This is a genomic window from Actinoplanes sp. NPDC024001, assembly GCF_040638955.1.
GTDB lineage: Bacteria > Actinomycetota > Actinomycetes > Mycobacteriales > Micromonosporaceae > Actinoplanes.
Map to the genome: position 1 here is coordinate 19,785 of NZ_JBEZZB010000065.1, position 12,137 is coordinate 31,921.

The 12,137-nt window shown below is 71.9% G+C and carries 10 protein-coding genes and 2 pseudogenes; 4 read left to right on the plus strand and 8 right to left on the minus strand.

The features are described 5' to 3' along the window. Entirely contained in the window at positions 1-957 is a 957-nt protein-coding gene (locus AB0F81_RS24800; protein ID WP_360200887.1) for a TauD/TfdA family dioxygenase, read from the plus strand. Here AB0F81_RS24800 and AB0F81_RS24805 read toward each other — a convergent pair. Both AB0F81_RS24805 and AB0F81_RS24810 read right to left on the minus strand, forming a co-directional pair. After that, complete coding sequence (locus AB0F81_RS24805; RefSeq protein ID WP_360200888.1) at positions 924-1,781, minus strand: SAM-dependent methyltransferase; 858 nt, start codon at positions 1,779-1,781, stop codon at positions 924-926. The genes AB0F81_RS24800 and AB0F81_RS24805 overlap by 34 nt on opposite strands. Continuing rightward, positions 1,765-2,016 carry a hypothetical protein gene (locus AB0F81_RS24810; RefSeq protein ID WP_360200890.1) on the minus strand — a complete coding sequence of 84 codons (252 nt, stop codon included), beginning with the start codon at positions 2,014-2,016 and terminating at the stop codon, positions 1,765-1,767. Before AB0F81_RS24810 ends, AB0F81_RS24805 begins: the two co-directional genes overlap by 17 nt. A gap of 160 nt (positions 2,017-2,176) precedes the next feature. On the opposite strand from AB0F81_RS24810, the gene AB0F81_RS24815 reads away from it, so the two are divergent. Next, positions 2,177-5,728, plus strand: a complete 3,552-nt coding sequence (locus AB0F81_RS24815) for a hypothetical protein (RefSeq protein WP_360200892.1) — start codon at positions 2,177-2,179, stop codon at positions 5,726-5,728. Here the strand turns inward: AB0F81_RS24815 and AB0F81_RS24820 are convergent. After that, positions 5,725-6,996: an alpha/beta fold hydrolase gene (locus tag AB0F81_RS24820; protein WP_360200894.1), complete on the minus strand. Its 1,272-nt coding sequence runs from the start codon at positions 6,994-6,996 to the stop codon at positions 5,725-5,727. The genes AB0F81_RS24815 and AB0F81_RS24820 overlap by 4 nt on opposite strands. A gap of 89 nt (positions 6,997-7,085) precedes the next feature. After that, positions 7,086-7,691, minus strand: a complete 606-nt coding sequence (locus AB0F81_RS24825; protein ID WP_360200896.1) for a superoxide dismutase family protein — start codon at positions 7,689-7,691, stop codon at positions 7,086-7,088. A 192-nt stretch (positions 7,692-7,883) separates the two neighbouring features. Between AB0F81_RS24825 and AB0F81_RS24830 the strand changes: the two genes are divergently transcribed. Continuing rightward, on the plus strand, positions 7,884-8,822 hold the full coding sequence (locus AB0F81_RS24830; protein ID WP_360200897.1) for a carbohydrate kinase: 939 nt from the start codon (positions 7,884-7,886) through the stop codon (positions 8,820-8,822). A gap of 106 nt (positions 8,823-8,928) precedes the next feature. Here the strand turns inward: AB0F81_RS24830 and AB0F81_RS24835 are convergent, their stop codons facing one another. After that, positions 8,929-9,321 (minus strand): hotdog domain-containing protein, encoded by a 393-nt coding sequence (locus AB0F81_RS24835; RefSeq protein ID WP_360200899.1) that lies wholly within the window; start codon positions 9,319-9,321, stop codon positions 8,929-8,931. A gap of 249 nt (positions 9,322-9,570) precedes the next feature. Between AB0F81_RS24835 and AB0F81_RS24840 the strand changes: the two are divergent. After that, a pseudogene (locus tag AB0F81_RS24840) lies at positions 9,571-9,681 on the plus strand (hypothetical protein); the annotation flags it as partial. Between the two features lie 132 nt (positions 9,682-9,813). On the opposite strand, the pseudogene AB0F81_RS24845 reads toward AB0F81_RS24840, so the two are convergent. The 3 genes and pseudogenes from AB0F81_RS24845 to AB0F81_RS24855 all read right to left on the minus strand — a co-directional run. Beyond that, a pseudogene (locus tag AB0F81_RS24845) lies at positions 9,814-11,157 on the minus strand (PH domain-containing protein); the annotation flags it as partial. A 53-nt stretch (positions 11,158-11,210) separates the two neighbouring features. Continuing rightward, positions 11,211-11,711 (minus strand): PH domain-containing protein, encoded by a 501-nt coding sequence (locus AB0F81_RS24850; protein WP_360200934.1) that lies wholly within the window; start codon positions 11,709-11,711, stop codon positions 11,211-11,213. Between the two features lie 72 nt (positions 11,712-11,783). Further along, a complete protein-coding gene (locus AB0F81_RS24855; protein ID WP_360200900.1) occupies positions 11,784-11,999 on the minus strand; it encodes a hypothetical protein in 216 nt (71 codons plus the stop codon). Positions 12,000-12,137: the final 138 nt, after the last annotated feature.

The window sequence follows — 12,137 nt, forward strand, 5'->3', positions numbered from 1 at the left end:
ATGACGGACACCAGCCTGCTCACCGTCCGCCGGGTCGCCGGTCGCATCGGCGCGGAGGTCGACGGCGTCGACCTCACCCGGGACCTGCCCGGTGAGGTGGTGGCCGAGCTGCGGGCGGCGCTGCTGACCCACCGGGTGCTGTTCTTCCGGAACCAGCGGCTCACCCACGCTGATCACGTCGGTTTCGCCCGCCGGTTCGGCGACCTGACATGCGCGCACCTCTACGAGGACGAGACCCCCGACGGCTTCCCCGAGGTGCTGACGCTCGACCCGCAGCTCTACGCCCGGCGTTACGGGATCGACAACCGGGAGCGGCGCCGCGGCATGAAGAGCCCGCTGGCGGGCTGGCACACGGATCTGACGCCGCTGGTCAACCCGCCGGCGGCGGCGATCCTGCGGGCCGAGGTGGTGCCGGAGTTCGGCGGGGACACCACCTGGAGCAACACGGTCGCGGCGTACGAGTCGTTGTCGCCGGTCATCCAGGAGATGGCCGACCAGCTGACCGCCGAGCACCGCTTCATGGCGGCCGAGGCCGCCCCCAACCCCAAGGACGGGTACGGCGAGATCGTCCGGGCCCGTCCGCACTCGGCGATCCACCCGGTGGTGCGGGTGCATCCGGAGACCGGTGAACGCGCGCTCTTCGTCAGCCCGATGTTCACCAGCCGGATCGTGGGTCTCGACGCGATGGAAAGCCGGCGCCTGCTCGACCTGTTCTTCGAGCGCATGTCGATGCCGGCGTTCACCGTGCGGTTCCGCTGGGCGCCGGGCAGCGTCGCGTTCTGGGACAACCGGGCCACCGCGCACCTGGCGCCGTCCGACCTCGACCACCTCGATCTGCCCCGCCGGCTGTACCGGGTGACCGTGGCCGGTGACGTGCCGGTGAGCCCGCGCGGGGTCCGCTCGCAGGTGGTGACCGGCGAGCCCTACCCGGTGGTCTCCACGATGGATCGCAGGTGATCGGTGCTGGTCAGCTTCGCGGCCAGCGCCTCGTCGACCGGACCGGCCGACTTCACCGGCGGGATGTAGAGCGTCGCGCCCAGGTGCAGCCGGGCACTGTGCTCGGGCAGTTCGCCGATCCGTAGCGCAAGCAGCTCCGGTGGCTCGTCCTCGGTCACCGCCGTGGAGACCGAGACGGCCTCGTGGTCGGGCGGGTAGAAGCGCAGCAGGTAATCCCGGAGCGGCATGAGCCTTTCCGGGCGGCTGTGCCCAACGGTGACGTGCAGCCTGGTGGCGAGCGAACCCACCTGCCACAGCACCGTCGCGCAGCCGGGCACGATCGGGCGCTGGTAGAGCAACAGGTCGGTGGCCTCGTGCATCTGCATGCCGGTGACCGTGGGGTCGATGCCGAGGTCGGCGAGCAGGCAGTCCAGGGCGGAGACCGCCGGCAGCGTGCGGACCCGCAGGCCCAGCGAGCTGCCGAGCCGGAGCACGAACATCGACGGCATGGCGAGGATCAGCGGGTGGCCGTAGACCACCAGGCCCACCGGGCCCTGTTCGATGGCGCTGTCCAGCACCGCGGTGGCCTGTGCCTTGTAGGTCTCCAGGCGGTCGGAACCGGACTCGTAGAGCGACCGCAGGTCCACCACGTCGTCGCAGTACTGCCGCAGCAGCTCGTCGGTGCCGGGAACGTAGCTGATGTGGTGGATGCGCCGGCACCTCGCCAGCGCCCGGCTGGTCTCCGGGGTGATGTGCGACGGCCGCAGGCCCAGGCCGGCCAGATAGACGTCGACGCCGGCGCCCTGCGGCGCCGGCGTCGTCTCCGTCTCAGAGCCGGAAGTCACCGGTGGCCTTGTCCACCAGGGAGCTCAGGCGCTGGCGCCGGACATCGGACGGGAGGGTGCGAAGCGTGGCGGCGGTGTCGGAAGCGGTCACCCGCGCGTCCTGCGGCTGGGCGAACCAGGCGGCCCCGCCGGCGACAGCGCCGGGCTCGGCGAACCAGGCCGCGCCACCGGCGACAGCGCCGGGCTCGGCGAACCATGCGGCCCCACCGGCGACAGCGCCGGGCTCGGCACGCATCGCGTGAACGTTGATCGGTGCGCTGTCGTTGAATGGTGCGCTGTGGGGCATGTCGGCTCCCTGTCTAGTCAACGCAGTCTATGAGCCGGAACCTAACAGCGGGCCGTCCAAGGTGTCCAGGGCCGATACTGTGGAGGCAGCCTGTTCCCCGAGGAGCCCCGTGCGCCGCGCCCCGTTGTTCCCCGAGCTTCTCTCCATCCTGCTGGTCGCGCTGCTGGGTGTGGCCACCAACTACGCGACCGACGACAACGGCCGGGTTCCGCGGGCGGTTCAGCTGATCCGGGCCTGGTCGGGCCCGCTGCTGCTGGCGACCATCCTCGCGCTCGTCATCATGCGGATCTGGCAGCACCGTCTGAATCGGCCCATCGCTCCCGGCCTGCAGTGGAAGGAGGACCGGTCGCCGTACCCGGGTCTGGACGCCTTCACCGAGGACGAGGCGGCGGTGTTCCGGGGCCGCAAGGCCGAGGTGCAGTTGCTGCTGGATCGGACACAGTTCGGCTCCGACTCGCCGGCCTCCCGGTTCATCGCGGTGGTCGGGCCGTCGGGCAGCGGCAAGTCCTCGCTCCTGCAGGCGGGCCTGGTGCCCAACCTGACCCAGCGGCGCGGCAAATGGGCCGTGGTGCCGCCGTTCGTGCCGGAACACAGCCCGATTCGCAGCCTCGCCGTCGCGCTGGCGTCCGCGGAACCGAGGGTGGAGGTCGCCTCCGTGGACGCCACCGACCCTCGTGCGCTGGACGACCGGCTCCGCCAGATCCGCACCCACCAGGGCGCCCGCGCCCACGTGCTGCTCGTCATCGACCAGGGCGAGGAACTTTTCACGCTCTCCGGCACCGAGCAGCGCAACGAGTTCATGACGCTGATCGAGCGCGCGTTGACCGATCATCGCTGGCTGTGGGTCGTCACCTCGCTGCGGTCCGAGTTCCTCACCTCGTTTCTGAACTCCCCGCACGCCGCGCTCTTCCAGCAGCCGGTCGCGGTCGGCTTCCTCGACCGCACCGCGCTCTTCGAGGTCGTCAACGAACCGGCCAAACAGGCCGGAATCACCTTCGACCCGCCCAGCCTGATCAACCGGATCGTCGACGACGCCCGCAGCGGCGAGGCGCTGCCGCTGCTGGCCTACACGTTGTACGAGCTGTGGCAGCGCGCGCACCGCGGCAAGGTCATCACCGACACCGACTACGAGGAGATCGGAAAGGTCGACGGCGCCCTCACGAAACAGGCCAACCGGGTCGTCGCCGACCTCGGCGCCCACGGGCTGACCGAGCGGGAAGTGCTGCAATGCCTGCTCAAACTGGTGCGGGTCGAGGGCGGCACGGCAACCCGCCAGCGGCTGCGGCGATCCGGGCTGAGCGAGTCCGAGGAGCGCATCGTGGACGCCTTCGTCGACGCCCGGCTGCTCACCAGCGACAAGGACGCCGAGGGACAGCGGACGGTGCACGTCGCGCACGAGTCGCTGATCGAGACCTGGCCGCCGCTGAAGGACGAGGTCGCCGTCCGGAACGCCGACCTGCAGCTGCGCGGCAAGATCGAGGACTGGGCCAAGGAGTGGCACGAGTCCGGCCGGCTCGCCGACTACCTGCTCACCGGCGAACGGCTGCGCATGGCGCGGAACTGGGCGAAGTCCGGCGACGGTGGTTCGCCGTTGACGCGCGACCTGATCGAGGCGTCCTCGATGACCGACCGGGCCATCGTGCACCGCACCGCCGACGTCGTGGCCGACCGGATACTGGAACACGTCGGCCGGGAACCCGAGCTGGCGATCATGGCGGCGCTCGCGGCGATCCGGGAGTACACGCTGACGCCGCTGTGCCGGCAGGTCCTGACGTCCGCGCTGGCGGTGAGCCGGCTCCGGGCCGTGCTGCACGGCGGCGGGCCGCTCCAGGCCGTCGCCTGGTCGCCGGACGGTCTGCGCATCGCCGCCGGCGCTGACCACCTCGTCCATCTCTGGAACGCCGCCGGCGGCGACGAGATCGCCGCGCTCGCCGGCCACAGCGGTCCGGTCACGGCCGTCGCCTGGGACCACGACGGGGTACGGCTGGCGAGCGGCTCCCAGGACGGTACGGTCCGCCTCTGGACCGTCGCCGCCTCCACCGCGCCGGTGGTGCTGCGCATCAGCGCGGACGCCGTGACCAGCGTCGCGTGGTCACCCGACGGCCACGCGCTGGTGGCCGGGCACGCCGACGGCACCGTGCACGTCTGGGACGTCCGCAAGCCGATGTCCCCGTCCCGGGTGCTGGCGGGCGGCGGCCGGGTCACCGCGGTCGCCTGGTCGGCGGACGGCACCGCGATCGCCAGCGGCTCGGCGGACCGGACCGTTCGGGTCTGGCGGGCGCCCTTCGACGGGCCTCCGCGGGAGCTGACCGGGCACCAGCGGCCGGTCACCAGCGTCGACTGGGAGCCGGCCGGCACCCGCCTGGCCAGCGGTTCGGAGGACTGGAGCCTGCGCATCTGGGACCCGGAGACCGGCGAGGAACTGGACCAGCTGCAGGGCCACGACGTCGCGCTGAAGGCGGTGGCCTGGGCGCCGGACGGCGGCCGGATCGTGACCAGCACGACCGACCGGATGACGATGATCTGGGACCCGGCCCGCCGTACCCCGCTCAGCGTCCTGCGCGGGCACGACGGCTCGGTGACCGACGTCAGCTGGTCGCCGGACGGCACCCAGGTCGCGACCTGCTCAGTGGACGGGACCGTGCGGATCTGGAGCGCCGCGCTGACCGTGCTGCGGCACGGCTGGCTGACCCGCGCGGTCACCTGGGCGCCGGACGACCGGTTCCTGGCGAGCTCCTCCGGCGACCGGGACATCCGGCTCTGGGACACCGCGGTGGGCCGGCCGATCGGCGACATCACCGGCCACGACGCCGAGGTCTACCACTCGGCCTGGTCACCGGATGGCACCATGATCGCCAGCTGTGGCCGGGACGCGGACGTGAAGATCTGGGACGCCCGGACCCACGACCTCCTGCACAACCTCACCGGGCAGGAGGGGTCGAAAGCCTGGGTGGCGTGGTCGACGGACAGCAAGACCCTCGCCAGCGCGTCGCAGGGCGGATCGGTGTACCTCTGGGACAGCTCCAACGGGCGGGTCCGGCGGGAGCTGTCCTTCCCCGGCGGCACCACCTGGGCGGGATGGTCGCCGGACGGCACCCGGCTCGCGGTGGTGCTGTGGGACGGCGGCGTGCACATCGAGGACCAGGACGGTCAGGACGCCGTGGTGATGACCGGCCACACCGACGACGTCTGGTCGGCGTCGTGGTCGCCGGACGGGCGCCGGATCGCCACCGGCTCGTTCGACCGCACGATCCGGATCTGGGACACCACGACCGGGGAGGAGCTGCACCGGGTCGAGGCGCACGACGAGCCGGTCTACGCGGTCGCCTGGTCGCCGGGGGACGGCACGTGGCTGGCCAGTGTGGCGCGGGACCGGACCGTACGGCTGTGGGACGTGCAGGACCTGCACGAGGTCGCCGTGCTGCGCGGCCATGACGAGCCGATCTGGGGCCTCAACTGGTCGCACGACGGATCGCGGCTGGCGACCAGCTCGGACGACGGGGTGATCCGGATCTGGGACATGACCCTCGCCGCAGAGACGGCGCTCTCCCAGGCCGAAGGGCTCGGGCTGCGCCGCCTCACCGTCGAGGAGCGGGTCCGCTTCGCGCTGCCGCCGGAACCGGTGGGCGGCGCCGGCGGCAACGCGGAGGAGGCGGCCTAGCTCGCCCGGTTCCGCATCATGTCGAACAGCCGGGCCAGCACCCGGTCGCTGTGGCTGGTCAGGCCGTCGTGCAGGAACTCGTTGGTGATCCACGGCTGGACGCTGGGGATCAGCCGTGCGGTCTCCTCGGAGAAGGTGCGATCCACATACATGTCGTCGACGTAGATGGCGGCGGCGGTCGGCACCGTGCACGATTTCAGCGCGTCGAAGTCGTAGAGCGGCGGCCACTCCGTGCGCTGCGCGAGGATCTCGGCCGCGTCGCGGAACGGGACCAGTTCCGGGTCGTGGTGGAACAGGCCCGGCGTCATCGTCTCGCCGGTGAACAGCGGCGCCGGATGGTCCGGGGAGAGCGCGGGGAACTCCTCCAGGGCGCGGGCCGCCGCCCAGCGGCTGGGCCGGTTGCCGTCGGCGTAGATCGACTCGTGCAGCACCGCGTACAACGGATGACCGATGTACGACAGAATCGAATAGACGTCGAACAGGAATTTGTCGCTCAACTCGTCACCGCCGGCAAAGGCGTGTTCGACAGCGTAGTGGACCTGGTCGATGCCGTAGGAATAGCCGAAAATGATGCCGACGTGCTGGAACCGCTCGACCGTGAGCCGTGACCGGTCCGGCAGGAGAATCTCGCTGTTCCGCAGCAACGTGCAGATCCGGCCGATCGTTTCGCGATCCTCCGGGTATCGGGAGAAATACACGTCGTTGCGTTCCAGAACGCGTTGACAGGTGGCCCGGTAGACCTCGTCGGCGCTGCGGCCCAGCGGCGGTAGGCCGCCGGCGAGGAAGGCCTCGCGCACCCCGGCCGGCGCGAACGACAGATAGGAGACCGCGCAGAAACCGCCGTAGCTCTGGCCGAGCAGCGACCACGGCTCGCCGCCGGTGAGCTGCGGGCGGACCGTCTCCAGATCCCGCACGATCGAGTCGGCTCGGTAGTGGGCCAGGTGATCGGCGATCTGCTGCGCGTCGCGGCCCCGGGTGGTGTGCCGGCCGACCGGGCTGGAGAGCCCGGTCCCGCGATAGTCCGGCAGGAGCACCCGGTAACGCTCCAGGGCGGGACCGAGCCATCCGACAGGATCGGTCGAGCGCGGGCTGGGATAGCCCGGCCCGCCGGGGAGGAACACGAGGTAGGGCAGCGTTTCGTCACGCTTGTCGTTCGCCACCGCCTCACGCACGAAGAAAGTGATCGGGGCACTGTCCGGATCGGCGTGGTCCAGCGGGACCTCGAACGAATGATTTCGCAGGGTGATGCGATCAAGAGTGACGGTCATGATTCCCCTCTGCGTATTCCTCCCGAGTGGATTCAGCGTAACGAATGCTTGCCATCATCGGTCCTGACAATTTTTTGCACGGTATGGAGCTAGCCGCGTCCCGGGGCGTTCTCGTAGGCGGGCAGGGCGGTGCGGGTCAGGCAGGCCACCCGGGCGCCGGCCATGCCCGCCTCGCCGGGCTTGGTGTGGGTGCGCTCGGAGTGCAGGACCAGCGACCACGCCGGCCGGGACTCGCTGAACTGCCAGCGCAGCACGCTGGCGGCGTAGCCGTTCCCGGCGGAGTTGGCGGTGAAGTCCAGCCAGACCTCGTTGCGCGGGTTGGCGTAGTCGGGGTCGACGGAGGGATGCTGCGGGTCGGCGGCCGGGTCGATCCGGTGCTGGTAGTGCGGGCCGGCCTCGGCGGGCTTGTCGGTGCAGGGGTTGACGTGCACGTGGGCGCCGTACGTGCGGCCCGGCACCAGGCCGGTGGCCTGCAGCCGGACGCGCATCGCGCTGCCGGTGTTCTGGACGGTCAGCTTGGCGGTGGCGCCTTGCGGGACCACAGCGGTGTCGTACGTGACGGCCGGGGTGGCCTCGCTCCAGGTGCGGAAGGTGCCCTCCGAGATCGGGGCGGGCTGATCCGCGGGTTTGGCCGCGGCCGGCGTGCCGATGGTCAGGGCGAGGGGGACGGCGACGAGAAGCAAGCGCTTTTTCATCCTCAAATTCTGACAAATCTGTTGATATCGGGTGTCCTTTTGAACGAGCCTGGCCGTCCCGGGCCACGGCCGCCGGCGGATCGCAGCGCCGCGCCGTCCGGCGCCACGAGCCCACCCTGTCCGGGATGGGAGGCTGTGATCGGGCGCGGCGGGTGGGACGCTGAGGCCGGACGAGACAGGGAGGGGCCGGGCATGGGTTACGCGATGGTGTTGGGCGAGGCACTGATCGACCTGCTCGAAGCGGATCTCGACGGCGAGCTGATCTACCGGCAGGCGATCGGTGGCGCCCCGCTCAACGTGGCCGTCGGGGTTTCCCGGCTCGGTGGCGAGGTCCAGTACGGCGGGACGCTCAGCGATGACGTGCTCGGTGACCGGATCGCCGCCTTCCTGCGGGACGCCGGGGTGGGCCGAGCCTCGGTGCGGCGGGTGCCGGTGTCCACGACGCTCGCGGTCACCACCTTCGAGGGTGCCGAGCCGACGTTCACGTTCTATGGGGAGCCGCCGTCGTATGCCCTGCTCGGGCCCGGTGACCTGGACCTCGCCGCGGTGGGCGGGGCCGCGGTTCTCTACACCGGCTCGATCTGCCTGCTCCGCGAGCCTTTCCGGGCGGCCGCCCGATCGGCCTGGGCGACTGCCGGGCCGCTGCGGGTGTTCGACCCCAACGTGCGGCCTACCCTGCTCCCCGACGCCGCCGCGATCGATGCGCTCCGTGATCTGGTGGAGGAGTTCTTCGCCACCGCCGACCTGGTCAAGCTCAGCGCCGCCGACGCCGTGGTCCTCTACGGCGAGAACGACCCGGCCGCGGCCGCCCAGCGGATCCGCGCCCTGGGCGCCGGCGCCGTCGTGGTGACCTGCGGCTCCGCGGGCGCCCACGTGGCCACCGCCGACGGCGCGGAAACCCTGCCCGCTCCCGCGGTGGCCGCGATCGACGCCACCGGCGCGGGCGACTCGGTGATGGCCGCCCTGATCCGCCGCCTGCTGGACGAGGGCCTGCCCACCGACCTGGCCGGCTGGCAGCGCCACGTCCGTTTCGCTCTGGCCGTGGCCGGCCTGGTCTGTGAACGCAAGGGCGGCGCCACGGCAATGCCCACCCCAGCCGAACTGACCAGCCGCTGGGGCGCCCTCCTCTGAGCCACCCACAGCCCAGCCCACCTGCAGCCCAGCCCTCCCGCAGCCCAGTCAGCCCGCTGCCCGCGATAGACCTTGACCGTGGCCGGGACAGCCATGGCCGCCGGGGTCAGTCGCCGAGGGCGCGGGCGATGAACTGTTGGCGGTCGAGCAGGACCCGCTCGACCCGGATGTCGGCGACCAGGGTCTCGCCCTCGTGGACGACGACCTCGAAGACGAGTTTCCGCCCGTCCACCTTGGTCAGGGTGGCCTGGGCGGTGACGCGGCGGCCGACCAGGGTGGGTGCGCGGTGTTCGACCTCCACACGGCTGCTGACCGTGGTGACGCCGCCGGGCATCTGGCGGGCGGTTGCGGCGACGGTGGCGGCCTCGGCCAGGCCGAGCAACCGGGGCGTGCCCAGGACCGGCACGTCGCCGGAGCCGAGGGACTGGGCAGTGTCGGCGTCGGTGACCGTCAACTCGACCCGGGCGTTGAGACCGGGCGCGAACTCCGGAAGCTCCATCAGCAAAGCTTAAAACTGCGAGGGCCGCTGCCAGTACGCCTCATCGTCCGGCGTGGCCGGACCGGAGGGCGGGTACCACCCCGCCGGCGGCGCAGTCCCGGGCGCGCTGCCAGGCGGCGCAGCCCCGGGCACGCTGCCAGGCGGCGCGGCGCCGGGCGGCACAGCACCGGGCACGCTGCCGAAAGGCACGGCGCCAGGTGGCACAGCACCGGGCGGCAGATTCCCGGGGTATGCGGCGCCCCGCTGGTCATGGCCGGGTTGTTGGTAGCCCGGCTGCCACTGCCCGGTCTGGCCGTAATCCGGCTGTCCCAGGCCCGGCTGTCCCAGGCCCGGCTGTCCCAGGCCCGGCTGGGCCGGACCCGGCTGTCCCAGGCCCGGCTGGGCAGGAGCCGGGTAACCCAGGCCCGGTTGGGCCGGACCCGGGGAGAGCGGCCCCGGGGAAACCTGGCCCGGCGCGGGATGCGCGGGCCCGCCCGGCGCGGACATCAGGCTGCGAGCCTGCCGCGCGCGGATTGCCAGCTGCTCGGCCAGCGCCCAGGCCTCCGCCAGGTCACGATCGCGCGCGATGCCGGCCCGGCCGCCCGCCGTGTCGGCGTAGACCGTTGCCAGGCGCAGCCGCCGCTGGAGCGGGCCCTGCACCACCCGCACGCTCTGCAACCGCGCGTAGGGCACCAGGCTCATCTCGCGGGTGAGCCGGCCCCACCGGCTGACGAAGACGTCCGGCGTCAGGCCGACCCCGTGGAACCGCAGCGCCAGCGGATGCAGCCAGCGGGCTCGCGCCGGTGGCGGAGACGTTGCCAGGGACAGCAGGTCGACGCCGGGGAAGACCTCGGCGACCAGGCGGCGGGCGGTGGTGATGTCGCCGACCGGCATCAGGCGGTCGGAGCTCTTGTCGTCGCCGGGCTCCGGGCCGGAATAGCCGGCGATGTCCAGGCGCAGGTGCAGCCAGCGTTTGGCGCGCCACAGCAGCGGCCAGGTGACGGCCACCGTCTGCACCCGGTGCAGCGGCACCACCTGGCTGCGAGTCTCGACCAGGCCGTAGTGCAGCACCAGCCGATGGTCCGGGTCGCGGGCGGCGCGGAAGTCCCAGTCGCGCAGGACGCGGCGGATCGGCTGGAGCAGCACACCGGCCATCGCCGTCACCGTGCTGGCGATGCCGATGAAGGTCCACGAGCCTTCCATCACGAACTGGGTCATCACCCAGGCGATACCGACCGGCAGGAAGATCGCCTGCGGGGTGAGCAGCTGGCTGACCAGCAGATCCTGGTTGCGCACGCGATAGAGCGGGGCTTCCAGCGGGGGCGCGGCGGCGTTCGCCGCCGGGTCCGCCGTGGTCGCTGCGGCAGAGCCGTTCGGGGTACGACCGGAGAGCGCCAGCAGGCGCTCGCGAAGGGCAGACGCGTCCCGCACCGTCAGGTAGGCCAGCGGCGCCTCGGTCTTGCCGCCACCGACCACCTCGAGGCGAAGCTCGGCCAGGCCGGTGAGCTGGGCGAGCAGTGGGCGGCGCAGCTCGACGGCCTGCAGGCGGTCGAGCGGGATGGCCCGGTTGCGCCGCCAGACCAGGCCCTCGGCGATCCGCAGCTCGCGGCCGACGACCTGATACCCGGTGTTCCACCAGCCGACGACCGAGAAGATCACCACGGCGACCGCGAGGACCGCGACGACCATGGCGAAGTGGGCCGCGCCGAGCTGGTTGAAGGTCTGCCAGGAGAGCGCGGCGACGATCACCACGATGCTCTTGGCGCCGTTCAGCAGCGGGCTGAGCGGGTGCAGCCGCTGGCGGCCCTCGGGCGGGGTGGGCGGCTCGCCGGGCAGCGGGAACGGCCCGCCGGGCAGCGGCCCGGTGGGGAAGTGACCCGGCGGCGGGGCGGGCGGGAGGCCGGGGCTGCTCACAGGCCCTCGGCCCGGTCCTCGCCGAGGGCGGTCAGCCGGTCACGCAGGCGCGACGCCTCGTCCGGTGGCAGCCCGGGGATGCGGGCGTCGCTCGCCGCGGCTGCGGTGTGCAACTGGACGGTGGCGAGCCCGAACGCGCGCTCCAGCGGGCCGGCGGTGACGTCGACGTACTGCATCCGCGCGTACGGCACGATGGACAGGTGGCGGACCAGCAGGCCGTGGCGGACCAGCAGGTCCTTGTCACGTTCCGCATAGCCCCAGGCGGTGACGGCACGGGCCTCGATCACCGCGCGCCAGATGCCCAGCAGGATCACCGCGCCGATCCCGATCGGCCACCACCGCTGGCCGCCGATCACCCAGCCGACGCTGAGGCCGGCGACCAGCACGGCGATCCAGGCGGCGAGCCCGATCAGTTCGACGACGATCAGCTTGGGGGAGACGGGACGCCAGGCGACCGTGTCCGGCCACGGCTCCAGGGCATCGACGGTGACGCTCATCCGGTCCGGCGTGCCGCCTAGCGGCGCGGAGGCCGAATATTCATTGCGGGACGGCTCGCTCACATCTGAAGCCTAGGAGATGACCGCATCTCCCGCCGCTGTGAAAGGTGTGACCTCGCGCAGGAAACCGCGTGCGTCGAGGAACGAGCCCAGCGTTTCGCGGTGATCGGCGCAGGCCAGCCAGGTCTTGCGGTAATCCGGGGTGTGCAGTTTCGGATTGTTCCAGCGCAACTGCCAGACGGCTTCGGCACGGCAACCCTTGGCCGAACACTGCGGTTGAAGCTCCATGTCGCCAAGCCTAGGGCGGGCGGGGGAGGAAGTTTGAGCGCCGGGCGGCCACGGGGGAAGCCGCCCGGCGACGAGTCGAATGCTACACGCTTACCGGGCTTCCGTATCCACCCGGTGACCATGCCCGATCCAGCGGAT